At 67.1% G+C, this 25,738-nt stretch carries 21 protein-coding genes and 3 pseudogenes; 16 read left to right on the forward strand and 8 right to left on the reverse strand.

Annotation, left to right across the window (positions count from 1 at the left end):
- Positions 1-9: 9 nt before the first annotated feature.
- The 3 genes and pseudogenes from QUE33_RS03760 (at position 10) to QUE33_RS03770 (ending at position 5,352) form a co-directional block, all read left to right on the forward strand.
- Positions 10-2,981, forward strand: a pseudogene (locus QUE33_RS03760) (bifunctional [glutamine synthetase] adenylyltransferase/[glutamine synthetase]-adenylyl-L-tyrosine phosphorylase).
- 69 nt (positions 2,982-3,050) lie between these two features.
- The gene (locus tag QUE33_RS03765; RefSeq protein WP_286302015.1) at positions 3,051-4,532 is read left to right on the forward strand and encodes a SulP family inorganic anion transporter; all 1,482 of its coding nucleotides are present in this window, start codon (positions 3,051-3,053) and stop codon (positions 4,530-4,532) included.
- A 151-nt stretch (positions 4,533-4,683) separates the two neighbouring features.
- Positions 4,684-5,352, forward strand: coding sequence for a FadR/GntR family transcriptional regulator (locus QUE33_RS03770; protein WP_286302016.1), 669 nt, complete (start codon positions 4,684-4,686; stop codon positions 5,350-5,352).
- 81 nt (positions 5,353-5,433) lie between these two features.
- On the opposite strand, the gene QUE33_RS03775 is transcribed toward QUE33_RS03770, so the two are convergent.
- Together QUE33_RS03775 and QUE33_RS03780 are read right to left on the reverse strand one after the other, a co-directional pair.
- Positions 5,434-6,378, reverse strand: a complete 945-nt coding sequence (locus QUE33_RS03775; RefSeq protein WP_286302018.1) for a ketopantoate reductase family protein — start codon at positions 6,376-6,378, stop codon at positions 5,434-5,436.
- Entirely contained in the window at positions 6,375-7,430 is a 1,056-nt protein-coding gene (locus tag QUE33_RS03780; RefSeq protein WP_286302019.1) for an HpcH/HpaI aldolase family protein, read from the reverse strand. The genes QUE33_RS03775 and QUE33_RS03780 overlap by 4 nt, the downstream gene beginning before the upstream one ends.
- On the opposite strand from QUE33_RS03780, the gene QUE33_RS03785 reads away from it, so the two are divergent.
- From QUE33_RS03785 to QUE33_RS16345, 5 genes are all read left to right on the forward strand, one after another.
- Positions 7,384-8,160: an amino acid ABC transporter ATP-binding protein gene (locus QUE33_RS03785; protein ID WP_286302020.1), complete on the forward strand. Its 777-nt coding sequence runs from the start codon at positions 7,384-7,386 to the stop codon at positions 8,158-8,160. The genes QUE33_RS03780 and QUE33_RS03785 overlap by 47 nt on opposite strands.
- Before the next feature lie 68 nt (positions 8,161-8,228).
- Positions 8,229-8,807: an amino acid ABC transporter permease gene (locus QUE33_RS03790; RefSeq protein ID WP_286302021.1), complete on the forward strand. Its 579-nt coding sequence runs from the start codon at positions 8,229-8,231 to the stop codon at positions 8,805-8,807.
- The gene (locus QUE33_RS03795; protein WP_286302022.1) at positions 8,804-9,535 is read left to right on the forward strand and encodes an amino acid ABC transporter permease; all 732 of its coding nucleotides are present in this window, start codon (positions 8,804-8,806) and stop codon (positions 9,533-9,535) included. Before QUE33_RS03790 ends, QUE33_RS03795 begins: the two co-directional genes overlap by 4 nt.
- A gap of 140 nt (positions 9,536-9,675) precedes the next feature.
- A complete protein-coding gene (locus QUE33_RS16005; RefSeq protein WP_434019613.1) occupies positions 9,676-10,194 on the forward strand; it encodes a substrate-binding periplasmic protein in 519 nt (172 codons plus the stop codon).
- A gap of 26 nt (positions 10,195-10,220) precedes the next feature.
- Complete coding sequence (locus QUE33_RS16345; protein WP_286302024.1) at positions 10,221-10,472, forward strand: hypothetical protein; 252 nt, start codon at positions 10,221-10,223, stop codon at positions 10,470-10,472.
- A 70-nt stretch (positions 10,473-10,542) separates the two neighbouring features.
- On the opposite strand, the pseudogene glnA reads toward QUE33_RS16345, so the two are convergent.
- A pseudogene (gene glnA / locus QUE33_RS03810) lies at positions 10,543-11,965 on the reverse strand (type I glutamate--ammonia ligase).
- A gap of 117 nt (positions 11,966-12,082) precedes the next feature.
- Between glnA and QUE33_RS03815 the strand changes: the two are divergent.
- The gene (locus QUE33_RS03815) at positions 12,083-12,499 is read left to right on the forward strand and encodes an RDD family protein (protein ID WP_286302025.1); all 417 of its coding nucleotides are present in this window, start codon (positions 12,083-12,085) and stop codon (positions 12,497-12,499) included.
- A gap of 1 nt (position 12,500) precedes the next feature.
- Here QUE33_RS03815 and QUE33_RS03820 read toward each other — a convergent pair whose 3' ends face one another.
- On the reverse strand, positions 12,501-12,980 hold the full coding sequence (locus tag QUE33_RS03820) for an ATP-dependent zinc protease family protein (RefSeq protein ID WP_286302026.1): 480 nt from the start codon (positions 12,978-12,980) through the stop codon (positions 12,501-12,503).
- A gap of 25 nt (positions 12,981-13,005) precedes the next feature.
- Here QUE33_RS03820 and QUE33_RS03825 point away from each other — a divergent pair, with 25 nt between their 5' ends.
- Positions 13,006-14,193 carry a RimK family alpha-L-glutamate ligase gene (locus tag QUE33_RS03825; RefSeq protein ID WP_286302027.1) on the forward strand — a complete coding sequence of 396 codons (1,188 nt, stop codon included), beginning with the start codon at positions 13,006-13,008 and terminating at the stop codon, positions 14,191-14,193.
- On the opposite strand, the gene QUE33_RS03830 is transcribed toward QUE33_RS03825, so the two are convergent.
- Positions 14,194-14,904, reverse strand: coding sequence for a DUF4191 domain-containing protein (locus QUE33_RS03830; protein ID WP_286302028.1), 711 nt, complete (start codon positions 14,902-14,904; stop codon positions 14,194-14,196).
- A gap of 124 nt (positions 14,905-15,028) precedes the next feature.
- Between QUE33_RS03830 and QUE33_RS03835 the strand changes: the two genes are divergently transcribed.
- The gene (locus QUE33_RS03835) at positions 15,029-16,468 is read left to right on the forward strand and encodes a hypothetical protein (protein ID WP_286302029.1); all 1,440 of its coding nucleotides are present in this window, start codon (positions 15,029-15,031) and stop codon (positions 16,466-16,468) included.
- 40 nt (positions 16,469-16,508) lie between these two features.
- Here QUE33_RS03835 and sucB read toward each other — a convergent pair whose 3' ends face one another.
- The 3 genes and pseudogenes from sucB to QUE33_RS03850 form a co-directional block, all read right to left on the reverse strand.
- Positions 16,509-18,263, reverse strand: coding sequence for a 2-oxoglutarate dehydrogenase, E2 component, dihydrolipoamide succinyltransferase (sucB, locus tag QUE33_RS03840; RefSeq protein WP_286302030.1), 1,755 nt, complete (start codon positions 18,261-18,263; stop codon positions 16,509-16,511).
- A 67-nt stretch (positions 18,264-18,330) separates the two neighbouring features.
- Entirely contained in the window at positions 18,331-19,704 is a 1,374-nt protein-coding gene (gene lpdA / locus QUE33_RS03845; protein WP_286302032.1) for a dihydrolipoyl dehydrogenase, read from the reverse strand.
- Positions 19,704-21,175: pseudogene (locus QUE33_RS03850) on the reverse strand (leucyl aminopeptidase). Before QUE33_RS03850 ends, lpdA begins: the two are co-directional and overlap by 1 nt.
- A 108-nt stretch (positions 21,176-21,283) precedes the next feature.
- Here QUE33_RS03850 and QUE33_RS03855 point away from each other — a divergent pair.
- The 5 genes from QUE33_RS03855 to QUE33_RS03875 all read left to right on the forward strand — a co-directional run bounded on the left by QUE33_RS03855 (position 21,284) and on the right by QUE33_RS03875 (position 25,730).
- Entirely contained in the window at positions 21,284-22,213 is a 930-nt protein-coding gene (locus QUE33_RS03855; RefSeq protein WP_286302033.1) for a proteasome assembly chaperone family protein, read from the forward strand.
- Between the two features lie 164 nt (positions 22,214-22,377).
- Positions 22,378-23,652 (forward strand): RNA polymerase sigma factor, encoded by a 1,275-nt coding sequence (locus QUE33_RS03860; RefSeq protein WP_286302034.1) that lies wholly within the window; start codon positions 22,378-22,380, stop codon positions 23,650-23,652.
- Positions 23,564-24,967: a MurT ligase domain-containing protein gene (locus tag QUE33_RS03865; RefSeq protein WP_286302036.1), complete on the forward strand. Its 1,404-nt coding sequence runs from the start codon at positions 23,564-23,566 to the stop codon at positions 24,965-24,967. The genes QUE33_RS03860 and QUE33_RS03865 overlap by 89 nt, the downstream gene beginning before the upstream one ends.
- On the forward strand, positions 24,964-25,386 hold the full coding sequence (locus QUE33_RS03870; protein WP_286302038.1) for a hypothetical protein: 423 nt from the start codon (positions 24,964-24,966) through the stop codon (positions 25,384-25,386). The genes QUE33_RS03865 and QUE33_RS03870 overlap by 4 nt, the downstream gene beginning before the upstream one ends.
- Complete coding sequence (locus tag QUE33_RS03875) at positions 25,326-25,730, forward strand: hypothetical protein (RefSeq protein ID WP_286302040.1); 405 nt, start codon at positions 25,326-25,328, stop codon at positions 25,728-25,730. The genes QUE33_RS03870 and QUE33_RS03875 overlap by 61 nt, the downstream gene beginning before the upstream one ends.
- Positions 25,731-25,738: the final 8 nt, after the last annotated feature.

Genomic DNA, 25,738 nt, shown 5'->3' on the forward strand with positions numbered 1-25,738 from the left:
GACATCGCGATGGTGCGTCCTGATGCGTCCGCTTCGCTGTCGGCACTGGCTCGACTCGGTTTCGACGAGCTCACCGAGGCCTCGGCAGCCCTGACGGAGCTGGCGGAGCTGACCGGTCTGGAGAGGGCGGAGCTCGTCGACGGGCTGCGTGCAGCGGACCCGGATGCCGCGGCCGCAGGCATCCTGCGCATCGCACGCCGCGACCCCGCACGCGTTCGCGCACTGCTCCAGGATCCGGATGCCAGGATCGCCACTTGGCGGGTGCTGGGGGTCTCGAACGGCATCGCGGACTTCTTCGCACGGCGACCCGAGCGCCTCGAGGCCGCACTGCTGCGACGAACGGCGCTTCCGACCGCTCGGGAACTCACTGAATCCATGCTCACGGCCGTCGACGCGCACGACGGCTTCGCTCGCGCCGCGCACCCCGAAGCCGCTCTGCGGGTGGCCTACCGATGCGCCCTCGTCCAGATCGTCGCCGCGGACCTGGCTGCTCCGGATCCTGCCGCGGCGATCAACGATGTCTCGGCCGCGCTGTCGGATGCCGCGGGCGCAGCGCTGGAGGCTGCCCTCGCGGTGGCACGCACCTCGGTGGCGGATGCCGGTGCTGACCGCGCCGAGGTCGCCGCGACCCGTCTGGCGATCATCGGCATGGGCAAGGCCGGTGCGCGTGAACTCAACTACCTCAGCGACGTCGACGTGATCTTCGTAGCAGGCACGGCCGACGAGCAGATCCTGAGCGAGGCGCGTTCGATCGACGTGGCCACTCGCCTGGCCAGGGAGGCGATGCGCACGGTGTGGGGCGTCGACTCCGAACCGCCCCTGTGGGAGGTGGACGCTGCACTGCGCCCGGAGGGCAAGCAGGGCGCGCTGGTGCGTTCCCTGGCCTCTCACGTGGCCTATTACGATCGCTGGGCGAAGAGCTGGGAGTTCCAGGCACTGCTGAAGGCGCGGCCGCTGGCCGGTGACGCCGACCTCGGCGCGGAGTACATCGCGGCGGTGCAGCCGAAGGTGTGGTCCAGCGCCGAGCGCGAGGACTTCGTCGAGAGCGTGCAGCGCATGCGTGAGCGGGTGACCGACAACGTCCCCTCCGACGACGTGCCGTATCAGCTGAAGCTGGGTCCCGGCGGTCTGCGCGACATCGAGTTCACGGTGCAGCTGCTCCAGCTCGTGCACGGACTCAGCGATGAGAGTCTGCGCACGCGCGGCACGCTCGAATCGCTGGAGGCATTGGCAGACGGCGGATACATCGGACGAGCTGAGGGTGCTTCATTCGCCGAGCAGTACCGGGTGCTGCGGCTGCTGGAGCATCGTCTGCAGCTGCAAGAGCTGACCCGCACCCATCTGATGCCGCGCGACGAGGACGGCATGCGCCGGCTGGCACGCGCGACGGGACTGGCGGATTCGGCATCCGGGCTGCGTACGCTGTGGGATGGCGTGCGACGCGAGGTGCGCGAGCAGCATGTGCGACTGTTCTACCGTCCCCTGCTGGCCGCAGTGGCCTCGTTGCCTGCAGAGGAACGGGCGCTGACCACGGGGCAGGCCGTCGATCGCCTCGCGGCGATCGGCTTCCGGGATCCGGGCGGTGCTCTGGGACACATCGCCGCACTCACCGCCGGACTCAGCCGCAAGGCGACGATCCAGCGCTATCTGATGCCGGTGATGCTGCGCTGGTTCGCCGAAGGGACCGATCCGGACTACGGGCTGATCGCCTTCCGCCGGATCAGCGAGCGGCTGGGCGACACGCACTGGTTCCTGCGGATGCTGCGCGACTCCTCGGGAGCCGCGGAGCGGCTGACGCGCGTGCTGTCGAGCTCGCGTTATGTCGGCGAGCTGATGGAGTGGATTCCGGAGTCCGTGGCATGGCTGGACAGCCCCAGTGCGCTGCGTCCTCGAGGGGGCGCTGCGCTGGACGAGGAGGCGCGGGCGATCCAGACCAGGCACACCACGATCGAGGCAGCGCTGCGCGCGGTGCGCGCGCTGCGCCGTCGGGAGCTGCTGCGCACGGCCATGGCTGCGGTGCTGGATCACATCGGCGTCGATGAGATGGCTCGTGCGATCTCGGAGATCACCGAGGCGACCATTCAGGCGGCGCTGCGCGCCGTTCGGCGTGAGGTCGTGCCGCCGGAGGACGACGCACTGGACTTCTCGATCATCGCGGTGGGCCGATTCGGCGGTGCCGAGCTGGGGTTCGGGTCGGATGCCGATGTGCTGTTCGTCTACGACCCGAACGGTGTGGAGCCGCAGCGCGCGCAACAGCATGCGGCGAAGATCGTCGCCGGCCTGCGTGAGCACCTCGCAGATCACCGCCTGCCGCTCGACATCGACGCCGACCTCCGTCCCGAGGGCCGCAACGGGCCGATCGTGCGCACCCTGGAGGCGTACACGCAGTACTACCGTCGCTGGTCGCTGTCGTGGGAGGCGCAGGCGCTGCTGCGGGCTCGCGGGATCGCCGGCAGCGCCAAGCTCATCGGTCGCTTCCTGGAACTCGCCGACAGCATCCGCTTCCCCGAGCAGGTTTCGGCGCAGGGCGTACGCGAGATCAAGCGCATCAAGGCTCGGGTCGAGGGGAGCGGCTGCCTCAGGGCGTGGATCCGGGCCGGCACCTGAAACTCGGCCCTGGCACCCTCAGCGACGTGGAGTGGATGGTGCAGGTGCTGCAGCTGCAGCACGGCTATCGGGTGCCCGATCTTCGCACCACCTCCACGCTGGACGCGCTGGATGCCGCGGTGCTGGCGGACCTGCTCCCGGCCACGGCCGCGGAGCGACTGCGCGAGGCGTGGGTGCTGTGCAGCCGGCTGCGCTCGGCGATGACACTGCTGACCGGCCAGACCAGAGACCTGCTGCCCGTCGAGCATCGGGAGCTGGACGGCGTCGGCCGTCTTCTCGGCTATCCGGACCGCGGAGCGATGCTGCTCGAGGAGGACTACCTTCGCGTCACGCGACGGGCCCGGCGCGTGTTCGAGAAGCACTTCTACGGCTGAGACCGGGCGGGCTGGGGCGGGACGGCCAGGCCATTAGACTCGGTCGGTCCCCCTCAGGCAGGAGCCCGCATGTCCGCATCGCATCCGACGTTCGGCGTGCTCGCCGCGCTGCGCAGCCCCCGGCAGCTGTCGCGGGAGGTCTTCGCCGGACTCGTGACGACGCTCGCCCTGGTGCCCGAGGTGATCTCGTTCTCGGTCGTGGCGGGTGTGGATCCGATGACGAGCCTTGTCGCGTCGATCGTGCTGTGCCTGACGATGACCTTCCTCGGTGGTCGGCCGGGCGTGATCACGGCAGCCGCAGGCTCCGTCGCGCTCGTGGTCGCTCCGCTCGTGCACGGTCATGGCGTGCAGTACCTGCTGCCGACGGTGGTGCTTGCCGGCGTCATCCAGATCGTGTTCGGCCTGCTCGGGCTCTCGCGCCTCATGCGGTACGTGCCCCGGTCGGTCATGCTCGGGTTCGTCAACGCGCTCGGCATCCTGATCTTCATCGCCCAGGTGCCGCACGTGTTCGGCGGCACCTGGCAGGTGTGGGCGCTGTTCGCACTGACCCTCGCCATCGTGATCGCGCTCCCGCGGTTCACACGCGCGGTTCCGGCCGCGCTGGTCGCGATCGTGGTGGTCACTGCGATCGTCATCCTCGGCCGGATGCAGGTGCCCGACGTGGCAGGCGAGGGCACCGTCGGCGGCGGACTGCCCGGTCTGACTCCGCTGACCGTGCCGCTGGATCTCACCACGCTCCAGCTGATCCTGCCGACGGCGATCAGCGTCGCTCTCGTCGGCCTGATGGAGTCGCTGCTGACCGCGAAGCTGGTGGACGAGATCACCGAGACCCCGTCGCACAAGGGGCGGGAATCCTGGGCGCTGGGCGTCGCGAACGTCTTCGCCGGGTGCTACGGAGGGGTCGGCGGCTGCGCGATGATCGGACAGACCGTGCTGAACGTGAAGACCAGCGGTGCGAGGACGCGGATCTCCACCTTCGTGGCCGGTGCGTTCCTGCTCGCCCTGGTCACCGGACTGAGCTCACTGATGGGGCAGATCCCGATGGTGGCCCTCGCGGCGGTGATGATGGTCGTGGCGGTCACCACGGTCGACTGGCACAGCGTGCGGCCGTCCACGCTGCGCCGGATGCCGATTCCCGAGACTCTCGTGATGGCGGTCACGATCGGCACCGTCGTGGTGACGAGCAATCTCGCGTACGGCGTGATCGCCGGGGTGGTGCTGGCGATGATCCTGTTCGCGCGGAGGGTCGCTCACGTGATCGCGGTCGACCGCGTGCTCACGGAGGACGGCGAGAGTGTGCGCTACGTGGTGCACGGACCGCTGTTCTTCGGCAGCAGCAACGACCTGGTCGATCAGTTCTCGTACGCCCAGGACCCGGCATCCGTCGTCATCGACCTGAGCGATGCGCAGATCTGGGACGCGTCCACGGTCGCAGCCCTCGACTCGATCGCGACCCGCTACCAGCGGCATGGCACGACGATCGTGATCCACGGCCTCGACGACCGCAGCGAGCGCTTCCACGGCCGCCTGAGCGGCTACCTGGGCGCCTGAGCGGCCCCGCAGCCGGCATCTCGGGCGAGGCTTCCGCCAGAATCCAATTTGGTCAGTCCAGAATGTGGGCATGGTTAGCTGAGAACAGATAGCATCGCATGATGGGGTCGGAATTCCGGCTGCTCGTATCAGCGTCAGAAGGCGGTGCTCGGTGATCGGCGAAGAAGATGACGTGCTCCTCAGCCGCATCGATGAACTGCGTGAACAGCTCGGCCCGGGTAAGAGGCTGCCCTCCGAGCGTGCGCTGTCCGAGCGCTGGAACGTCTCCAGGGTCACGCTCCGAGACCGTATTCGAGCATTCGAATCGATCGGTCTGCTGGAACGGCGCGGAACCGCCGGCGTCTACACGCGTGAGGTGCAACCGGAGGATCTGGCGAGCATTCTCTCGATCGGCTTCCGGGCGACCATACTCGCCAATCCACACGTGTTCAGATCGGTGCGGATCGCTCTCGAGATGAAGGCGGCCGTACTCGCTCTGTCATTGCAGGCTCCGGTCCCGCTGGCGTATGCGGAGCAGGCCACGCGCGTCATGGAGACATCGACGGACCCGGAGGAACTGTTGCAGGCGGACCGTGACTTCCACCACGCGATACTCGAAGCCTCGGGTGATCCAGGGCTGAAGTTCGTCGCTAAGACCTTCGAGAAGCTGACCGAGCGGTCGATGACGATGGTGGGCGGTGGTGACGCTCGGGCGCAGATACGCGATCGATACGTGCGCGCCCACCGGCAGATGCTCGAAGCGATCCGCTCAGGTGAGGCCGCTCAAGTGCTTGACGCCGTCTCGCGGCACTACTCCGAAGTCCACCCGGATCTGGCGTGAACGCCATTCAGTCGGTCGGCTCGCTCTCCGTCGCGACAGTGCGGGGCGACCGACGACTGAGTCGGGCGCCCCGTGCATTCCTCAGGCCTCCCAGCTGGACTCGATACCTTTCAGCAGAGCGGTGACGGCGCGGTTGAGCGGGAGATCGAGCCCGAGTCGCTCGGCTTCACGCAGCACGGCGCCGTTGATCGCGTCCACTTCCGTGCGACGACGATTCTCGATGTCGACGAGCATGGACGGTTTGCCTCCCGCACCCGCGTTGGCTTCGATCTTCTCGAAGAATCGATCTGCGGGTGCCAAGACGTGATCCTGGACGGTGATATCCGTGTGCCCGAGTGCACTTGCCACCTGTACCGCCTCCGCGCTCACGCCCACAGCCAGCCGCATCGCGTCGGGAAGTTCCTTGAGTGCGTACGCAGATCTCCCGATGATGCTGGGCACCGCCGAGAAGCCCGCATTGAAAACGAGCTTCTTCCAGATCATGCCCAGAGCGTCTGGAGAAGCGGATGCCGCCAGTCCGGCCGAGTCGAGCAGTTCGGCGGTCTTCTGCGCTGCGCGGAGGTCGCTGCCCGACCAGGATCCGAGGGTGGTCTCGCCGGATCCGTAGTGGAGAACGACTCCCGGTGAGATGGGAGTGGCGCCCTGTCGCGTGACACCGACGACGATGCGACTCGACGGAAGGACCTCAGCCAGGACGTCACCGTGCCCCCAGCCGTTCTGCACCGTGACCACGACGGTCTGCTCTCCGATGATCCGGGCCGCTTCTCGGGCTGCTTGCGCGGTGAAGTGCGCCTTGACGAAGAAGAACAGGAAGTCGGGCGCATCGATGCCATCGGTGGTGCCTCGCGCATCGAGCTTCACCCTGTATTCCTGTCCATCCGGCTTCCGGATGGACAGGCCCTCACCGCGCACCTGAGCGAGCACCGCGGGAGAGGGGTCGACCACGGTCACATCGTGCCCCGCTCGAGCGAGTTCACCAGCGTGCACGCCACCCATCGCGCCGCAGCCCATCACGACGATCCTCACGCGTCGATCCGGGCGTGGAAGGCGGCTCGCATCTTCGAGGACGTGTCTTTCGCGGCTGCGTTGAGCACCTGAGTCGTGAAAAAGACGGTGAAGAGCTGTGCGCCCTCGGCCAGCCACTGAGGCACGTCCTCAAGTCCGCACACGACGCCGACCTTCTTCTCGCTCGCCCGTCCTGCCGCGACCAGGGTGTGGAAGGCGTCGAGTAGTTTCGGATGCTGTGGATTCATTGGAATTCCGAGGTCGAGTGCCAGGTCGTGAGGGCCGACCGAGAGTCCGTCTATGCCGGGCACCGCGGCGATGTCGGCCGCGTTGCGGATGCCTTCCGCGGACTCGATCATGACGATGATCGCTACCGAGCTGTTCGCAGTCGATACCGACTGATTCATCCGGGGACCATAGCCGGAGGCGCGACCTCCGCCGATTCCACGGATCCCTTCGGGTGGGTATTTCGCCGCTTTGACGATGCGTTCCGCCTGATCTGCTGTGCTCACATTGGGCACCTGAATGCCGTCCACACCGAGGTCCAGAATCTGCTTGATCAGCGTAGGTGAGTCATCGGCGATTCTCACCACGCAGCGAGCCGGAGTCTGCGCCACCGCGTCTATGCAGCCCCTGAGCGTCGCGAGCGAGTACACGGAGTGCTCTGCATCAAGGATCACGTAGTCGGTGCCGCTCTGGCCGACGATGCTGGCGATGGCTGGGTCGGAGGACGAGAGGTACTGCGAATCGAGTGGTCCGGGTGCGTGGAACAGAGCTCGGAATCCGGTCGTGTCGGGGTTGTCGGTCACAGCTTTCTCCTTCATTGGTGATGCGACGGACGTCTCGGTCCATCGCGCTGTCGTCGTGATCCAGGATAGTCCAAATAGCAACACTTGACTAACCAGATCTACTCCTGCATTATGTGTCGAAGGGCAGTGAAGCGGATCGGCTGGCCGGATCAGTGAGCGAAGGAGCTTGGATGAACAACGCGCTCGAACGATGCGCCACGCGAGGGATGCCGAGCTGATGGCGGCCGAAGCTACTGCGCCGGTGGTCTTCTCCGCACGCGGCATTCACAAGTCGTATGGCAGTACGGAGATACTCAAAGGCGTCGACCTCGAGTTGAGGCGCGGTGAGCATGTCGCGATCGTCGGGCCGAGTGGATCGGGTAAGAGCACGTTCATCCGGTGCCTCAACCTCCTGGAGCGTCCGGATCAGGGGAGCATCGCACTTCTCGGCGAGCCTGTCTTCGATGCGGAGCATCCGGGACGCGGGATGAAGCAGCGTGATCTGCGCAAGCGCGTGGGCATGGTGTTCCAGTCGTTCAACCTGTTCACGACGCACACCGCGCTGCAGAACGTCTCCCTCGCGCAGCGTCGTGCGCTGGGACGTTCCAGAGTCGAAGCCGACGAGCGCTCGCGCGATCTGCTCACCAGAGTCGGACTCGGCGGGCATCTCGGCAGTCTGCCCAGTCAGCTCTCCGGCGGGCAGCAGCAGCGCGTGGCGATCGCTCGCGCGCTCGCCCTCGATCCTCAGATCATGCTCTTCGACGAGCCCACGAGCGCGATCGATCCCGAGATGCGCAATGAAGTCCTCTCGGTCATGCGAGATCTCGCCGAGAAGGGCATGACCATGGTCGTGGTCACGCACGAATTGCAGTTCGCAGAGCGCGCCGCCGATCGGATGCTGTTTCTCGCCGACGGCGAGGTGCTCGAGAGCGGTTCTCCTCGTGAGGTGCTGCACTCGCCGAAGCATTCCCGGGTGGAGCAGTTCGTGAGGTCCCTCGAAGGCGGTGCCGGATGACCTGGTCGGCGGTGGGGCTCGGGATGCTCACCGGTCTCGGCGTCACGCTGCAGATCTTCGCAGGAGGAGTGATCCTCGCGATCCTGCTGGGAATGCCGCTGGCTGCGGCACGACGATCGGGATCAGGCGTGCTCAGATTCGCCGGTGCAGGCGTCTCTATGTTGATGAGGGGCATCCCTCCGGTCGTCTGGATCCTGCTGATCTACTACGGGTTCAAGCTCGAACTGTTCCGCGACTATCCGCAAGGCGCAGCCATCCTCGCACTGGGCATCGTGACGGCCGCCTATGTCTGTGACGCGATCCGCGCCGGCCTCGACTCGGTTCCGCGCGGGCAGGGCGAGGCTGCAAAAGCTCTTGCGCTCGGGTGGCCGTCCACGATGTGGCAGGTGATTCTTCCGCAGGCCTTTCCGATCATCCTCTCCACCACCACCGCGTACTCGATCACTCTGCTGAAGAACTCCGCGCTCGCATCGATCGTGGCGGTGGCGGATCTGATGTTCTATGCCCATGCAGCCGTCATGCGAGGAATGCCGCCGTTGGCCACCTACTTCGCGGCAGGAGCTGCCTACCTGCTCATCGCGCTGCCGCTCGGTTTCCTCGTGAAATGGCTGGAGGGCCGTTCGGTGATAGCGCAGGTGCGCTCATGAACACGATCACGGTGTTCTGGGATGATCTCATCCGGTTGCTGCCGGGGCTGTGGGGGAGTCTGCAACTGGCGGGTGTGAGCCTTGCTGTCGGCCTGCCACTCGGCTTCCTCGCCGGGCTGGCGCTCAATTCGGCGCCGAATCCCTTGCGCTGGGTCACGAATGTGCTCGTGCAGGTGTTCCGCGGTTTTCCGGCGCTCCTGACTCTGTACATCGTCTACTTCGGGATCGCGGACGTGCTGCCGATCTCCCGCTTCTCGGCAGTGGTGATCGCGTTCAGCGTCACGGCCGCAGCGTATCTCGCTGAGATCTTCCGTTCGACCATAGCCTCCGCTCCCAGAGGCCAGATGGAGGCCGCGAGTGCTCTCGGCCTCAACTGGGCGCAGCGAATCGCGTACGTTCTGCTGCCGCACGTCACACTCATCGCGCTCGTTCCGGTCATCGGAATATGCATCATCGTGTTCCAGGGGACTGCGCTTGCAATTGCGATCGGGAGCACCGAACTACTCGGAACCGCCATGGGATACGGGACCCTGCATCTCGACGTGATGACTCAGTTGCTCGTTGCCTCGGTGCTCTTCGTCGCGGTGACCGCCGTGCTCTCCGGGGGCGAGTGGCTGGCCCAGCGCCGCAGTGACCGCATTCTCGGCAAGCCCGCGCGGGTGCCGCACCGCTACAGGCATCTCAGAGCGAGCACGAACGCGCCATCACGGACCAGACCCGATGCCTGATCACAGCTGCACCGCGCGCATAGGACCGACGTCAAACCGGAAACCAGATTGAGAGGCACTCACATGAAAGCAGAAACCTCCCGCCGCCTGCTGTCGCTCGCAGCCATCGCATCTGTGGTCGTTCTCGGACCGCTGACCGCATGCGCGCCGCAGTCAGAAGGCGCCGCAACGACCGCTTCGCCGGGCGCGGGGAGGGATGCGTCCCGGCGCATGCGTTCCCCACCCTCGCCGATGGCGTGCTCACGATAGTCGCGGGAGAGTCTCCGGTGAACTTCCACAGCGAGACCCCGCAGGGACCATATACGGGGATCTCCTATGAGCTGGTGTCCGAGTTCGCTGCGGAGAACTGTCTCAGTCTCGACGTCACTCTCGGCACGGCCGGGGGATCGCAACTGGCGTTGCAGGAGGGGCAGGCTGATCTGATGGTCACAATGGCGATTGCCACTCCCGAACGCAAGCAGGTGTTCAACCTGAGCGATCGTATTCTCTTCGAAGGCATGGGCATCGTCTCATCCGACGGCTCTTACAAGACCGTCGAAGACCTGAAGGGGAGGCAGATCGGCGTGCAGACCGGCGCCAGCTGGGGGCGCAGCTTCGCGAGCTGTACGGCGGCGATGTCATCGAGTACTCCGATCTCGCCTCCCTCGGCGCCGACGTGAAGGCGGGGCGGCTCGATGCGGCGGCGGTGTCCTCGCAGGCAGGACTGACTCTGTTGCACGGCCTCGAAATGGTTCTCGTCGAGGACGACGATGACTACCCCGGGCTCACGGCGACGTACGACTTCGTCTGGCCCTCGACCAAGGGCAACGACGATCTCACCGCAGCGCTGAACGAATACATCGCTCACGTTCAGGAGGGCGGGACCCTCAAGACGATCCTCTTCGAGAGCGGAGTTCCTGACGAGTTCATCGACTTCTACCTGAACGGTCGGCCGTAGCAGTCGCATACATGACATCCGGCCCGGCTTCTGATCTATCTCGGAAGCCGGGCCGGATGCGGCCACCGCCTCAGACGCCGTAGTAGAGCTCGAACTCGTAGGGGTGCGGGCGCTGAGCCATCGGGAGGATCTCGTTGTCGTACTTGTACGAGATCCAGGTGTCGATGAGCTCCTGCGTGAACACGCCGCCCTCGAGAAGGAAGTCGTGGTCGCGGCGCAGCGCCTCCAGCGAGTCCAGCAGCGAGTTCGGCACCTGCGGGATGTTCTTCGCCTCCTCCGGGGAAGCTCGTACAGGTCCTTGTCGATCGGCTCCATCGGCTCGATGCGGTTCTTGATGCCGTCCAGGCCCGCCATCAGCTGTGCGGCGAAGCCCAGGTACGGGTTGCCGGAGGCGTCGGGAACGCGGAACTCGATGCGCTTCGCCTTCGGGTTCGAGCCGGTGAGAGGGATGCGGATGGCGGCCGAGCGGTTTCCGGCGGAGTAGGCCAGGTTCACCGGAGCCTCGAAGTGCTTCACCAACCGGTGGTAGCTGTTCAGGGTCGGGTTGGTGAACGCCAGCACGGCGTCGGCGTGCTTGAGCAGCCCGCCGATGTACCAGCGCGCGATGTCGCTGAGCTGGCCGTAGCCGGCCTCATCGAAGAACAGCGGCTCGCCGTCGAGCCAGAGCGACTGGTGAGTGTGCATTCCCGAGCCGTTGTCGCCGTACAGCGGCTTCGGCATGAATGTGACGGTCTTGCCCCACTCCTGCGCGGTGTTCTTGACGATGTACTTGAACTTCAGGATGTCGTCGGCCGCGCTCACCATGGTGTCGAAGCGGTAGTTGATCTCCTGCTGGCCGGCCGTGCCGACCTCGTGATGCGAGCGCTCCAGGTGGAATCCCGCGTCGATCAGGCGCAGGGTGATGTCATCGCGCAGGTCCGCGGTCTTGTCGACCGGGGCCACGGGGAAGTAGCCCCCTTGAACGGCGTCTTGTTGCCGAGGTTCCCGCCGTCCTCCTCCCGGCCCGAGTTCCACGCGGCCTCTTCGGAATCGACCTTGTAGAAGCTCTCACCGGAGGTGACCGAGTAGCGCACGTCGTCGAAGATGTAGAACTCGGCCTCGGGAGCGAAGAACGCCGTGTCGGCGATGCCCGTGGATGCCAGGTACTTCTCGGCCTTCTTGGCGACCTGACGCGGATCCTTCGCGTAGATCTCCCCGGTGCGGGGGTTGTAGATGTCGAAGACCATCACAAGCGTCTTCGCCTCGCGGAAGGGGTCGAGATACGCGGTCGTGACGTCCGGGATCAGCTGCATGTCCGACTCGTGGATGCTCGCGAAGCCGCGGATCGATGAGCCGTCGAACAGCTGCCCGTCGCGGAAGAAGTCCTCGTCGACCGTCGAAGCCGGGATGTTGAAGTGCTGCTGCACGCCGGGCAGATCGGTGAAGCGGATGTCGAGGAACTTGACGTCGTTCTCCTCGATATAGCGAAGGACATCTGCGGGCTCTGTGAACATGTACGACTCCTGATCGGGTATCGGTTGCATCAACCTTACGCAGGTTATGCATTGGGAGTTTCCCAGCCGTGTCCGTCGTGTTTCGGGCATGTTACGTGTGCTCGGTAGGCTGGGGGAGTGAGCGACTACCCCGGTGAACGTCTCGGTCTGCCCGCCACCGGGCCGCGCAGCATCGCCCGGCCAGGGCGCAGGATCGGTGCGCTGGCGATCGACTATCTGGCCGCGACGATCATCGCGATCGGCTTCTTCGGCTACGACCAGTTCGCGCTTCCCACCGAGGCGGGGTGGACACAGTTCGCGCCGATGATCGTGTTCGCGGTGCTGCAGATCCTCTTCATCCCGACCGCCGGCGGCAGCCCCGGGCATCGCATTCTGGGCATGCGGGTGGTGCGCTTCGGCGGCGGATGGGTCGGCCTGTGGCGGCCGATCGTGCGCACACTCCTGCTGGTGGTGGTCATTCCCGCCGTGATCTGGGACGCCGACCAGCGCGGCCTGCACGACAAGGCCGCCGGAACCGTGCTCATCCGGGCCTGAGTCAGCCTTTTCCGCGGTTGCGCCGGCGCATCTCCCGCGGTGCGCGGCCGCCCACGAACGACCGGGCCGGATCCACGACGAAGCCGCGTCGCAGCACCTGGCGTCCGATCAGCATCCGGAACCCCATCTCGTCCCGGTTGGTCAGCGTGACCTCGCCCTCGACGTCGATGCCGACCAGCCGCATCCGCAGCAGAACCACCAGGCGCTTCTCGGAGTGTCCTGAAGAGCTGCGCACGGCGCGGCGGTCGTGCACGGGGCATTCGTGCACCGCCGCATCCTCCCGACTCTCCTGCCAGGGGTGCACGGCGAACCGCACCCAGCTCTCGCCGTCGCGATCGAACTCCTCGATGTCGAAGGCGTGCAGCGAAGAGGTGCGCGCACCGGTGTCGATCTTCGCCTTGATCCAGTCCACGCCCAGTTCGGGCAGCGCCACCCATTCGCGCCACCCGGTGGGCGTGTTTGAATGAGAAGACCGATTCACCCCTACATCCTGGCAGGAAACCTCTGTGAAGATCGCCGTCCTCTCGCGGGCACCTCAGTCGTACTCCACGCAGCGCCTCCGCGCGGCTGCGCAGCAGCGCGGACACACGGTGAAAGTACTGAACACCCTGCGGTTCGCGATCGATCTCACCGCTGATGCGCCGGATCTGTTCTTCCGGGGGAAGCAGCTGAGTGACTACGACGCGATCCTGCCGCGGATCGGCAACTCGATCACCTACTTCGGCACGGCGGTGGTGCGCCAGTTCGAGCAGATGGACGTGTATACGCCGAACACCGCGAACGGCATCTCCAGCGCGCGCGACAAGCTGCGCGCGAACCAGATCCTGTCCCGGCACAACATCGCCATGCCACCGACAGCCTTCGTACGCAACCGGGCTGATGTGCGACCGGCCATCGAGCGGGTCGGCGGGGCGCCTGTGGTGATCAAGCTGCTGGAAGGCACCCAGGGGATCGGGGTGATCCTGGCCCCACAGGTGAAGGTCGCCGAGGCGATCATCGAGACCCTGCACTCGACCAAGCAGAACGTGCTGATCCAGAAGTTCATCTCCGAGAGCCGCGGACGCGACATCCGCGCCCTGGTCGTCGGCGACCGGGTGGTCGCGGCGATGCGTCGCGTCGCCGATGGGGACGAGTTCCGCTCAAACGTCCATCGCGGTGGACGGGTCGAGCCGGTAAGCCTCGATCCGGTGTACGAGCAGACTGCGGTGCGCTCGGCGCAGATCATGGGCTTGCGTGTCGCCGGTGTGGACATGCTCGAGAGCGATGCCGGACCGCTGGTCATGGAGGTGAATTCCTCCCCGGGACTGCAGGGCATCGAGGCGGCGACCGAGCTCGACGTGGCCGGAGCGATCATCGACTACATCGCCAACCAGGTGGCTTTCCCTGACATCGACGTCCGTCAGAGGCTGAGCGTGTCGACGGGTTACGGCGTGGCGGAGCTGTCGGTGCACACGAATGCCGACCAGGTCGGGATGAAGCTCGGCGACCTGGGTCTGTGGGACCGCGACATCACCGTGCTCACGCTGCACCGCGGCACGAATGTCATCCCGAACCCACGCAAGCACGTCGTGCTCGAGGCGGAGGATCGTCTGCTGTGCTTCGGGAAGCTCGAGGAGATGCGATCGATGATCCCGGAGAAGCGCCGTCGTCGCCCACGCGTGCGCCGACTGCCCAAAGAGCCGCTGGGTGAGTGATCAGCGCGGCCGCTGAGCGCGCACCTTGGTGGGGTCGATGCCCTTCGGGATCGGCAGCGACGACAGCGACTGCGACACGGAGTCGATCCGGCGGATGACGGCGGCCATCGTGGTCTTGTCCAGCGCCTTGGGGAGCTTCTTCACGGTCTTGGCGAGATCGGCGATCGCGACATCGTCGTCGCCGTGCCCGACGTACAGTACCGTCACCGGCACGCCGTGTGCGACCCGCTGCGCCTTCTGCCGCTCTTCGTTGACCAGGCGGGTCAGGCGTCCTCGCGTGCCCTCGCCCACCACGACGATGCCGCCACGCCCGATGGCACGGTAGACCGCCTCCTGGGTCTTCGGGTTGATGCCGACCGGGGCGTCGGATGCCTGCCAGCTGCGCCCCAGGCTGGTGCTGAGCACGTGGCCGGTGGCGCCGGGCATCCCGTCGATCTTGGCGTACATGGCCTTGGTCGACAGCCGGGTCATCAGGAACATGGCGCCGAGGATGCCGAACATCAGTCCGGTCACACCCCACAGGATCAGTGAGAGCACGGCACCGTCGCCGATGAGATAGCCGACGATCAGACCGATGAGGATACCGCCGATCAGAATGGCCAGCTGCGCCCAGGGAAGCCAGCCGTAGACCTCCCGGGTGAACCGGAACAGGGAACGGATCTGGGAGAAGAAGCCGGGACGCTTCTCAGCTTCGGGAGCACGCTTTGCCATGTGTACCAGCCTACCGAGTGATCGTCGTCGGGTTCACCCTGCACATCGGCGGTGATCGGGTCTGTTCTCCACAGGATCCGTGAATCGGGACGCTGGCGTCTGAGCCCTGGGGTGTGATGGAGGAATGGATGACGTGGAGGATCTGATCGGCATGCACACCGGCGGGAGAATCGACGCTGACGGCGAGGAGAGGGACAGGCCGTTGGCTGCCGCGGAACTGGTTCCGGGGGCCCACCGGACGATTCGGCGGCTGGAGCGCTCCGATTCGCCCTACGCCGGCGTGCTGATCGCCGACGGCGATCGGCAGCGGGTGCGCGTGGACGCCTCCGACGTGGACGCGGTGCTGTGGGATCTCGCTGGTGCGCAGCACGTCGCCGGGGTGCGGGACATCGTGCGCGAGGCCGGTGGGCAGGCAGCTGTGCTGCCCTGGTGCGTCGAGCCGGTAGAGGTGTTCCTGGCACGGCGTGCTGCGGCTCAGCGCCCACTCTCCGTGGGCGAGGCGGTCACCCTCGTCGGCAGTCTGCTGCGCGGCATCGCCGAAATGGGCGGTCGGTCCGTCGGCGGTCGCTGGTGGCTCGATGACAGCTGCCGACCGCTGTTCGTGCCTGGAGATGGGCCATCGTGCGGGCAGGCGGCGATCACGATCCTCGAGCGCCTCCGCCAGGACGGCACCGATCGCGCACTGGAGCGTGTTCTGGCGCGGATATGCGCGGGTGCCGAGGACCACCGGGTGGTGCAGCGCTCGATGGACGGCTGGGAGCGCGAGCTCACCGACCTCGCCGCGCCTCGCGCGCTGGAACGCGATGTGCATGCGCCGGAGCGGGTGCGCACGATCCCACTGCACCGCTCCCGGCTCCCGCAGGTCGAGCCGGACGGGCGACGCGAGCACCGCAGCATGCGTGAGCGGCTCGTGAGGCTGTGGGCATCGGCGCTCGAGCGCGTTCGGCCGCTGAATCCGCGCAGGATCTCGGCGACCGATCGGTCGGGTGAGGCCACCGACGCGCGCAGACCGCGCGGACGGATGCTGTTGGTCGGTGTCGCTGCGGCATCCGCTGTGCTCATCGTGGGACTGCTGTGGCCGGGTGGGGGAGATGACGCCGTCTCACCGCGCGCGGTGGCGGCCGATGACGGCACGGCGACGGCTGCGACGGGTGAACCGGAGGATGCCGCGCAGGAAGAGGCTGAGCGGGAACAGCGGCGGGATTCAGCCTCACCGGACTCCTCCGACGAACCGGATGCGTCTCGCCCCGTGCGTGACGAGGGCGACGTGACGGATGCTGCGGTGCGGCTGCTCACTCGGATCGATGACTGCCGGAACGAGGAGGACACTGCGTGCGCGGAGGCTGCGGTGCCTGGCGGAGGCGCCGTGATCCAGGAGCGGCTCGGACAGGATGCGTCGGAACGCGACGCGACGCTGATCGAGGACTATGGCGATGTCGCCGTCATCCGCCTGGCTGCCGGAGCGGAGACGGGGGAGCAGATGCTCGTGATCGTGCGCACAGACGCCGGATGGCTGGTCCGCGACGTTTATGACGTCGCGGACCAGCCATCCGGTTCGGGCTGAGGTCGAGGCGGTCAGAGACCGCTCGGATCCGGCCCGGTGATCAGATCCCGAGGGTCGCGGCGAAGTCCGCGGACTCAAGACGGTTCTTGATGGCGGCGAGGAAGCGAGCCGCGTCGGCGCCGTCGATGATGCGGTGATCGTACGAGATCGCCAGGTACACGTAGGAGCGCACGGCGATGGCGTCGACACCGTCGACCGTGACCACGCCGGGCCGCTTGAAGACGACGCCGGTTCCCAGGATCGCGGACTGCGGCAGGAAGACCAGCGGCGTGTCGAACAGCGCGCCACGCGATCCGGTGTTGGTCACCGTGAAGGTACCGCCGGCCAGCTCGTCGGGCTTGAGCTTGTTGTCGCGGGTGCGGGCAGCGAGATCGGCGATGTCGTGGGCCAGCTGAGCGATGTTCTTCGTCGCAGCGTCCCGGACGACCGGTGTGAGCAGGCCGCGCTCGGTGTCGACGGCGATCGAGATGTTCTCGGATGCCGGGTACACGATGCTGTCGCCGTCGACCGTGGCGTTGATGATCGGGTACGCCTGCAGCGCCTCGGCGGCGGCCAGGGTGAAGAACGGCAGGAAGGAGAGCTTGTCGCCCGTCTTCTGCAGGAACTCGTCCTTCTTCGCGGAGCGGTATGCGGCCAGCTTGGTGACGTCCACCTCGACGAACGTGGTCAGCTGTGCCGTCTGCTGCATCGAGGCGACTGCGCGCTCGGCCACGACCTTGCGCAGACGCGACATCTTCTGCGTCGTGCCGCGCAGCGGCGAGACCTCGAGCGGAGCAGGGGCCGGGGCGGTCGGGGCGGCTGCAGCCGGAGCCTGCGTCTTGGCCTCAGCGGCCTTCAGGACGTCCTCCTTGCGGATGCGTCCGCCGACACCGGTTCCCTTGACGGATGCCAGGTCGACGCCCTGCTGAGAGGCCAGACGGCGCACGAGCGGTGTCACGTACAGGGAGTCGGAGCCCTCTGCAGCCGGCGCTGCAGGCGCTGCGACGCTGTGCGCGGCGGGAGCAGGAGCCGGCTGCGGAGCGGGCGCGGGCTCTGCCTGCGGAGTCGGAGCGGGTGCTGCGGGTGCCTCTTCGGCCTTCGGTGCTTCTGCCTTCGGCGCTTCAGCCGCGGGAGCCTCGGCCTTCGGGGCTTCGGTCTGTGGTGCCTCAGCCGCGGGTGCGGCGGCACCCGATCCGATGCGGGCGAGCACGGCGCCGACGGCGACGGTCTCATCCTCGGCGGCGAGGATCTCCTGCAGGGTGCCCGCGACGGGCGAGGGGATCTCGGTGTCGACCTTGTCGGTCGAGATCTCCAGCAGAGCCTCATCGACCTCGACATCGTCTCCGACGGCCTTCAACCAGCGGGTGACGGTGCCCTCGGTCACGCTCTCGCCGAGTTCAGGGAGGACGACATCGGTGGCGTCGCCCGACGCAGCTGCTGCGGCCGGGGCGGGTTCTGCGGCCGGGGTGGGCTCTGCAGCGGGGGCGGCGGGCTGTTCCTCAGCGGGCGTCGCCTCAGCTGCCGGCTGCTCCGCGGCATCGGCGGCTGCCGGCGCGTCGTCGGACGCTCCCGCTCCGCTGCCGTCGCCGATGCGAGCCAGCAGGGCGCCGACCTCGACGGTCTCGTCCTCGGCCACGAGGATCTCCTCGATGACGCCGCTGATCGGAGAGGGGATCTCGGTGTCGACCTTGTCGGTCGAGATCTCGAGCAGGCCCTCATCCGCCTGCACCGTGTCGCCGACCTGCTTAAGCCAGCGAGTGACAGTACCCTCGGTGACACTCTCCCCGAGTGCGGGGAGGACCACGGGTGTGCTCATGACGGAGTCTCCTTCAGAAATCTGTGACGTCTCAAGCTTAGTGACCTGAGCGTCCGGTTGTTGCGGTTCAGAGTGCGTGGAGCGGTTTTCCGGCCAGCGCGAGGAAGGCCTCGCCCAGTGCCTCGCTCTGGGTCGGGTGCGCGTGGATGAGGGGTGCGATGTCCTCGGGGTGAGCTTCCCAGGCCACGGCGAGCTGCCCCTCGGTGATGAGCTCGCCCACCCGGTCGCCGAGCAGATGCACGCCGACGACGGGGCCGTCCTTCTGGCGAACCACCTTCACGAGCCCGCTGGTGCCGATGATCTCGCTCTTGCCGTTTCCCGCCAGGTTGTAGTCGTAGGCCACCACTGCCTCGGCGCCATAGGTTGCGATCGCGGCCTCCTCGGTGATGCCGACCGAGGCGACTTCCGGGCTGCAATAGGTCACCCGCGGGATCTGCGTCTCGGGGAGCGTCGGCACGTCGATGCCTGCGATCCGTTCGGCGACGGCGATGCCCTGCAGAAAGCCGCGATGGGCCAGCTGGAGCCCGGGGACGATGTCGCCCACCGCCCAGACCCTCTCGACACCGGTGCGCAGCTGTTCGTCCACGGTCACGAAACCGCGGTCCAGCGCGATGCCCGCCTCTTCGAAGCCGAGACCCGCAGTGGATGGGCCGCGACCGACGGCGACGAGCAGGTGGTCGGCGGTGAAGGTCTTGCCGTCCTCGAGCGTGACCGTCACCTGGTTCTCGTCCTGCTCGGCCTTCTGGAACCGGGTGCCGAGGTTGTACGAGATGCCCTTGCGTCGGAACGCCCGCTCCAGGCCCTTGCTCAGCGCGACGTCCTCGTTGGGGACGAGATGGGGGAGAGCCTCGATGATGGTCACCTCGGCGCCGAAGGAGTGCCACACGCTGGCGAACTCCACGCCGATCACGCCACCGCCCAGCACGATCACCTTCGAGGGGATCTCGTCCAGGGCGAGCGCCTGCTCACTGGTGAGGATGCGTCCGCCGATCTCCAGCCCCGGCAGCGTGCGGCTGTACGAGCCCGTGGCCAGCACGACGTCCGCGCCGACATAGCGGTCCTCTCCGACGCTCACGGATCGATCCGGCTCAAGACGCCCTTCACCCGGAACGACAGTGATGCCGCGGGCCTTGATCAGGCCCTCCAGCCCCTTGAACTTCTTGGCGACGATGCCCTCGCGGTAGGCGCGCACGCCCGCCGCGTCGATCGCCTCGAGGGTCGCGGTGACGCCGACGGATGCTGCCGTGCGGACGTGATCGGCCACTTCGGCCGCGTGCAGCAGAGCCTTGGTGGGGATGCAGCCGCGATGCAGGCACGTGCCGCCGACCTTGTCCTTCTCGATCAGCGCCACCTTCCTGCCCAGCTCGCTGGCACGCAGTGCCGCGGCGTACCCGCCGCTTCCGCCGCCGAGGACGACGAGATCGAACTCGTGAACAGTCATCAGGCCTCCCTGACCGATGCGCGTGCGAATGCGATGAGCGAGCGGACGGTCGCACCGGTCGCGCCCTTCTCCGTGAAGCCGTACGGCGAGCCTTTGTGCTCGCCGGAACCGGCGATGTCCAGATGCACCCAGGGGATGCGCGGCGCGTCTTCGGCATCCGAGACGCGACCCACGAAACGCTGCAGGAACAGACCGGCGAACAGCGACCCGCCGGAGCGGTCGGACATGTTCGCGTTGATCATGTCGGCGATCTGCGAGTCGAGCAGCTCTTCCATGTACTCGGGCAGCGGGAGGTGCCAGGCCGGTTCACCGACCTGCTCGGATGCCGCGAGGTACTCCGCCACCGCCGCCTCATCGCCCATCACTCCCGTGTGGCGCATGCCCAGTGCGACGATGATCGCGCCGGTCAGCGTGGCCACATCCACGATGACGTCGGGCTTCTCGCGGCTCGCGGCGACCAGCCCGTCGGCCAGGACCAGGCGGCCCTCCGCATCGGTGTTCAGCACCTCGACCGTCTGCCCATCCAGCATCCGCAGCACGTCGCCGGGTCGGGTCGCGCGCCCCGAGGGCATGTTGTCCGCGATGCACATCCAGGCGGTCACCCGCACGGGCAGGCCGAGAGCGGCGATCGCGCGGACCGCGGCGAGGACGGTCGCCGACCCGGCCATGTCGAACTTCATCCCCACCATGCTCGCAGCGGGCTTGAGCGACAGGCCGCCGGTGTCGAAGGTGATGCCCTTGCCGACCAGGGCGATGTGCCGCGCCGGGTCGGCGGGGAGTAGCTCAGGCGCACCAGCCGCGGCGGACGCTCCGAGCCGCGTCCCACGCCGATGATCCCGCCGAAGCCCTGCTCCTCGAGTTCGTTCTCGTCGAGGATCTCGACGTCGATCGGCAGGGATGCCACAGCATCCGCTGCTGTCTGCGCGAGCTGCGCGGGACTCTGCCACTCCGCAGGAACCGAGACGAGGTCCTTGACCAGCGCGACGGACTCCGCGACGACTCGTGCGCTCTGCAGCGCCTCGTCGCCCGTATCGGCATGCAGGATCAGCGTCTCCGCACGGGCCGGCTTCTTCTCGGAGCGGTAGTCGTCGAAGCGGTAACCGCCCAGAAGCGCGCCTTCGGCAGCCGCATCCGCGAACTGCTCCAGGCCGGGGGCGAGGCCGATCGACACCGTCGCGAAGCCGGTCAGGCTGCGTGCAGCGGTGGCGGCCGCATCTCGCACGCTCTGCTCGCTCGGCGTGGCACCGGCGCTGACGACGGCCAGCGGCAGGTCGGTCACGGCGGGCAGATGCACGCGTGCGTAAGCGGAGGCCGTGCCCTTGTACCCGATCGCGGCGAGTGTCGCGGTCAGGCCGTCGAAGCCGGCGAGCGCGTCGTGGGCGCTGTCGGGATCGGGGATGACGAGCACTGCGGCGTCTGCAGCACTTCCAGGGAACGGATCGGTCGTGTACGAGATCACGGGAAGCGTCATGCTTCCATCCTAGGGAAGGGGCAGGAGCCGCACGCCCGGCGCGGGCGTGTTCGCTGTCAGCTTGAGTCGGTCAGGTCCTCACACGGCATCCGCTCGTAGCATTGACTCATGCCCTTCTCCGCTGAGCTGTACGAGTCGATCGCCGGAGCACCTGATGTGCCCACCGGCCTTCCCCTGGTGATCCTGCTCACCGGCTTCACCGACGCGGGAAATGCGGTCTCCGGGCTCATCGAGCACCTGCACGAGACGACTGCGCCGCAGCCGCTGATCGTCTTCGACAACGATGTGCTGCTGGATTATCGGGCCCGTCGTCCCATCGCCGTCTTCGATCAGGATCATCTGACCGAGTTCCGCCCCGCGCGTCTGGATCTGTCGCTCGCACACGATGCACTGGGACAGCCCTTCCTGCTGTTGTCCGGATATGAGCCGGATTTCGCTTGGAACGCCTTCTCGGACGCGGTGCTCAGCTTTGCTGAGGGGTTCCAGGCGTCGTCGGTGACCTGGGTCCACTCGATCGCGATGCCGGTTCCGCACACACGGCCGTTGGGCACCACGGTCAGCGGCAACCGCCGAGACCTCATCGCCGCGCACTCGGTGTGGCGGCCACGCACGCAGGTGCCTGCGACGGCCGGTCACCTGCTGGAGTATCGGCTGATCGAGCAGGATGTGCGCGTGGCCGGTTTCGTCCTGCTGGTGCCGCACTACCTCGCCGACACCGAATACCCCGACACCGTGCTCGCCGCGGCGGACAAGCTGATGGTCGCCACCGGGCTCGTGCTCAGGATGGACGAGGTGCAGCAGCACCGCGAGGAGTACTTGGCACGCGTGGAGGAGCAGGTGCGCGGCAACGACGAGCTCACTCAGATGCTGCACACGCTGGAACGTCGCCACGACGCCTATATGGCCGGCCGTGAGGAGGGCGTCGACTCCGACGAGCGCTTCGACGAGCGCGACCTGCCCAGTGCGGATGAGCTGGCAGCCGAGCTGGAACGCTATCTGGCCAGTCGTCGCCCCGGCGAGGAGGACAAGCACGCCTGAGCAGATCTGCGGGAATCCGATGAGGATGCCGCAGGCGTTCATGTGTGTGATAATGGGTGTCTGACCCGTTGTCAACAGTCGATCCACTGGATCGGGCTTGACAAGGGTCTTACTAGTGTCCGAAATGGCCCGGAGCGTGTGCACCGCTCCGTGAAAGGCGAAACGTGACTCCTGCCACGACCAAGAAGACCCGGACGACCACGAAGAACACTGCCGTCGCAGAGGTCGAGACCCCTGAGGTCGACGATGCCGCTGTCGAGACGGCGAAGGCCGAGAAGACCTCGGCGAAGGCCGCCAAGAAGCCCGCCGCGAAGAAGCCCGCCGCGAAGAAGGCTCCGGCCAAGCGCGCATCGAAGAAGAAGGACGACACTCCCGATATCGATGAGGAGGTCGTCGACACCCCCGATGCCGAGGAAGAGGACGACAAGAAGCCGACGTTCACCGAGCCGCTTCCCACCGGGGCCATCGTCATCTCCTCCGGTGACGAGGATGACGTCCCGGTCTACTCCACGCAGATCACCGGCGCCACAGCCGACCCCGTCAAGGACTACCTGAAGCAGATCGGAAAGGTCGCGCTGCTGAACGCGGCCGAAGAGGTCGAGCTCGCGATGCGGATCGAGGCGGGCCTGTTCGCCGAGGAGAAGCTGTCGGAGATGTCGGCGGCCGAGAAGTCCAGCCAGCTCGGCCTCGACCTGCAGTGGGTCGCCCGCGACGGACACCGCGCCAAGAGCCATCTGCTCGGAGCCAACCTGCGTCTGGTCGTCTCCCTCGCCAAGCGCTACACCGGTCGCGGCATGCAGTTCCTGGATCTGATCCAGGAGGGCAACCTCGGTCTGATCCGCGCCGTCGAGAAGTTCGACTACACCAAGGGCTTCAAATTCTCCACGTACGCCACCTGGTGGATCCGGCAGGCGATCACCCGTGCCATGGCCGACCAGGCGCGCACCATCCGTATCCCGGTGCACATGGTCGAGGTCATCAACAAGCTCGCCCGCGTGCAGCGCCAGATGCTGCAGGACCTGGGTCGTGAGCCCACGCCCGAAGAGCTCTCGCGCGAGCTGGACATGACGCCCGAGAAGGTCGTGGAGGTGCAGAAGTACGGCCGTGAGCCCATCTCGCTGCACACCCCGCTCGGAGAGGACGGCGACAGCGAGTTCGGCGACCTCATCGAGGACACCGAAGCGGTCGTGCCCGCCGACGCCGTCGGCTTCACCATGCTGCAGCGTCAGCTCGAGCAGCTGCTGGACTCGCTGTCCGAGCGCGAGGCCGGTGTGATCCGGATGCGCTTCGGCCTGGGCGACGGGCAGCCCAAGACACTCGACCAGATCGGCGACACCTTCGGCGTCACTCGTGAGCGGATCCGCCAGATCGAGTCGAAGACCATGGCCAAGCTGCGCCACCCGAGCCGTTCGCAGTCGCTGCGGGACTACCTCGAATGACACCGACGGCGCCACGGGCACGCTCAGCCGGCCTGCGGTACGTCTTCCCGGTGCTGGCGGGCAAGCTCGCGCGCTTCGCGACCCGTCTGCGCGGGGAGGCTCCGCGTTCCCGGGTTACCTCACGAACAAGCTCGCACCGTCGCTGCTGCCCACGCTCGCCGATCAGTTCCGTTACGGCGTGGTCTTCGTGCTCGGCTCGAACGGCAAGACCACGACCACGCACATGATCAGCGAGGTGCTGCGTGCGCACGGCCTCACGGTGTTCACCAACCCCACCGGCGCCAACCTGCCACAGGGCGTGACCAGTGCGCTGCTGGCGGATGCGACGCTGACAGGTCGCATCCGCGCCGACGTCGCGGTGCTGGAAGTCGATGAGGGCTACGCGGCGGATCTCGCCGATCAGCTCTCGCCCGCGGTGATCCTGTCGCTGAACGTGCAGGTCGACCAGCTGTACCGGTTCTACGAGACCGAGCGCGTCGCCGACATGATGCTCGATGCCTCCACCCGTGCCAGCTCGCATGTCGTCGTGAACCGCGACGACCCGTATCTGAGCAAGATCGACACGGACGCGATGCGTGCGCCGGTGTCGTTCTTCGGTGTTGCGCCGGAGATCATCGCGGCCTCCGCACACGGGCTGGCCAACGCGGCCGACACTCGCAGCGGCAATGCCGGCACGGCCGAGCGCGATGCCTACTCCGAGGTGCGCACCGTCGCCGGGCGCGACGTCACGATCCAAGTGGGCCAGGACGAGGCTGCGGTGCGGCTTCCTGCGCGCGGCCTGCACTACGCAGCGGATGCGGCGGCGGCCCTCGCCGTGGCCTCACGCGTGCTCGGCGACGAGTTCTCGGCGGACGCCGCGGCTCGCGGGTTCTCGCGCATGGCACCGGCATACGGTCGCGGCGAGGTCATCCCGCTGCGTCGTGATCCCGCCGGCGAGCAGGTCGAGTTCGTGATGTTCAAGAACGCGCCGAGCCTGCAGATGAACCTTGACGCCCTGGAGGGAACGCCGGAGCACTCCCTGATCGCGATCGACGAGGGCACGCCCGACGTGTCCTGGCTGTACGACGTGGACTTCCACGCGCTGGAGTCCGTCGATGTGGTCACAGGGGAGAAGGCCTACCAGCTGGCGCTCGCCCTGGAGCACGCCGGGGTGCGCATCGGGACGGTCGAGCCGGACATGGAGAAGGCCGTGGCGATGATGCGCGAGCTTCCGCCGACCTCGGCCGGACGTCAGATCTGGTTCGTCAACTACGAGCTGATGATGATCGGCCGCAGGATTCTCGGCCACGGCGACCAGGAGGTGGCGCGCCGATGACGCAGATCACGATCGCGCAGCTGTACCCGGATCAGCTCGGCGTCACAGGCGACCGCGGCAATGTGCGCGCCCTGGAGGTGCGGCTCGAGGCGGCAGGAGCCGAGGTCAGCACCCACAGGGTCGGGCCCGGCGATGAGCTTCCGGCCGGCCTCGACGTTCTGGTGGTCGGCAACGGCCCGCTCTCGGCGATGCGCGGCGTGCACGCCGATCTGATGGGTCGTGGCGACGGCATCCGATCGTTCGCGGAGGCGGGTGGGGCGCTGCTCGCCGTCGGCGGCGGCGCGGAGCTGCTCAGCCGCGGCATCACCACGCTCGACGGCGAGTCGATCGAGGGGGTGGGGTCTTCGACGCCTCGGTCGTGCGCACCCGACAGCGCAAGGTCGGCTACATCGTCGTCGACACGCCGGTCGGCCGGGTGACCGGTTTCGAGGACTACGCCAGCGAATGGAGTCTGGCCGTGCCCGAGCATGGCTACGGGCGCGTCCAGTTCGGTGAGGGCAGTTTCGCAGTTCTGGATGCCGGGGAGCCCGCTCGCGGCGAACTGGTGCGGGAGCGGAATGCGTTCGCGTCGAACATCCAGGGCCCGCTGCTGCCGCTGAACCCGGAGCTGATCCGCGAGATCCTCACCGGCGTCGCCGCACGTCGCGATATCGAGCTGGATCTGACTGTCGGCGTGGGAGCGCTGGACGCCTACGCGGCCGGCGCCCGGTCGGCCATCGAGACGCTCGTGCGCGGCAAGGGCTTCCACACCATCCAGCTCTGACCCGGAGG

This window comes from Microbacterium suwonense (genome assembly GCF_030296555.1).
Lineage (GTDB): Bacteria > Actinomycetota > Actinomycetes > Actinomycetales > Microbacteriaceae > Microbacterium > Microbacterium suwonense.